This is a genomic window from Nocardioides sp. CPCC 206348, assembly GCF_048654705.1.
Lineage (GTDB): Bacteria > Actinomycetota > Actinomycetes > Propionibacteriales > Nocardioidaceae > Nocardioides.
On record NZ_JBMCZA010000229.1, the window covers coordinates 79,217 to 79,786 of the forward strand.

The following is a 570-nucleotide window of genomic DNA, read 5'->3' on the forward strand; positions in this document are numbered from 1 at the left end:
CACCGGACTCATCAGCGCTGGGCGACCCGTCGCGGGAGCTGGCGCCCGGTCAGGATCACGGCGTTGGCGCTGCCCGCGGGCGTGTAGACCGCGGAGAGGTCACGGGCGTAGACGACGCTGCCGGTGCCGTCCTCGAAGGCCACCAGGTCGATCGTGTGCGGACCCGCGGTCACCGGGACCACAGCCGACACGGACGCGTTGTCGCCGCCGCCTTCGGACTGGAACTCGAGGAAGCGCGCGTTGTCGATCAGGTTGCCGTCGATGGCCAGGAAGACGACCAGCGCACCCCGGGCAGGGTCGACGATCTCCTCGTCGTCGTTGGCGTCGAGACCACCGGTGATCTGAAGGTAACCAGCGGGCGTGGTGAAGGTCTTCGAGGCCACCGAGGTGCCGGCAGCTACCGGTGCGACCGGCGCGTTCTCGATCGCGCCCCACATCCGCGCCTCGTCGGCCAGGTCAGCGGCCGTGACGGTGCCGTTGCGCAGGTCGGCACCGGTCAGGGTCTCGTTGCGGGCGTCGGCGCCGGTCAGGCTCTCGTTCCTGACGTCGGTGCCCGTCAGGCTCTCGTTC

1 protein-coding gene is annotated in these 570 nt (G+C 70.4%); it reads right to left on the reverse strand.

Annotated elements, in window-relative coordinates; genetic code table 11:
* Nucleotides 1-11: 11 nt before the first annotated feature.
* Nucleotides 12-570, reverse strand: a 559-nt coding sequence (locus ACOADB_RS26215; protein WP_378605918.1) for a hypothetical protein, incomplete at its 5' end; no start/stop codon positions are given.